1 pseudogene is annotated in these 428 nt (G+C 26.4%); it reads right to left on the bottom strand.

The features are described 5' to 3' along the window. A pseudogene (locus ACVC2P_RS00990) lies at positions 1-153 on the bottom strand (fumarylacetoacetase); the annotation flags it as partial. Positions 154-428: the final 275 nt, after the last annotated feature.

Here is a 428-nt window from a genome sequence, read left to right as displayed (position 1 = left end):
GTCTATAGCTGTATCACCAATTCTGGTTCCTATTGTAATGATATCATCTCTAGTTAAAAAGACTCCAAAAGGAATATTTTGTATTGGGAAATCTGAGTTTTTATCGACGTGTAACCACGACTTTCTATCTGGATTGTTAGCAGTTATTGGCATAACAGTTGTGTTTATTAAAAGTGATTTGTTATTCTATTCAAACCTACATATTTTTTTTATTTAAATGCAATAAAATGGGTAAAAAATAGATGTATTTTACCAAATAAATAAAAAGTAAGAGTATTGAAAGTAAATATGTGATTTAATGAATAATATAACTAATCTATTTCTTATTTTTGAATTCTATTTTAAATTTAGATATCAAAATTCATGCAACGCGACGAACAAATTTTTGAATTAATACAGGCAGAAAAAGAACGCCAATTAGATGGAAT

The sequence above is a fragment of the Pontimicrobium sp. MEBiC01747 genome, from assembly GCF_053601635.1.
Note: the sequence above shows the minus strand (reverse complement) of the source record. Positions and strands in the feature narration are given on the sequence as shown.